Origin of the sequence: Brevibacterium sp. VCM10, assembly GCF_000583215.1 — a bacterium.
GTDB lineage: Bacteria > Actinomycetota > Actinomycetes > Actinomycetales > Brevibacteriaceae > Brevibacterium > Brevibacterium linens.
On sequence record NZ_JAJB01000119.1, the window covers coordinates 1 to 567 of the forward strand.

The window sequence follows — 567 nt, forward strand, 5'->3', positions numbered from 1 at the left end:
ATCGCGACGATCGTCGCGATCGCGATTGCCGGCATCATGCTGCTGTGCGCGATGCTGCTCATCGCCACCACCATCCGACTCTCCGCGTTCTCGAGACGCCGGGAGACCGGCATCATGCGACTGGTCGGTGCGTCGAACACCTTCATCCAGATGCCGTTCCTGCTCGAGGGGGTCATCGCTTCGGCCATCGGGGCGACTCTGTCCGCCGGTGCTCTGGGCCTGCTCGTCCGCTTCGGTGTCAGCGGCTGGCTGCAGTCGCAGGCCACTGGATTCAGCCTCATCTCCGGATGGGACGTCCTCCTCATCACCCCCGTGCTCATCATCATCGGCGTGCTCATGGCCGGAGCCTCGTCGCTGATCACCCTGAACAAGTACACGAAGGTCTGAGATGAGACGCAGACTCGGACTCGTCGTCACGGCCGCCGCATTGGCGGTGATCATGCCGGTCACCTCGGTGGTGGCCGACCCGCGCGACGACAAAAGCGAGGTCGACGAACGCGTCAAGGAACTCCAGCAGGAGTTCGAGGGCCTCGATGAGGAACTCGCCCGCGTCATCGCCGAACGCGA

The 567-nt window shown here is 64.4% G+C and carries 1 protein-coding gene; it reads left to right on the forward strand.

Going from position 1 to position 567, the window contains the following annotated elements; all coding sequences use genetic code 11:
* Positions 1 to 387: FtsX-like permease family protein (locus tag AD89_RS0117590; RefSeq protein WP_025780984.1), on the forward strand; the 387-nt coding region annotated here is incomplete at its 5' end.
* Positions 388 to 567 lie beyond the last annotated feature (180 nt).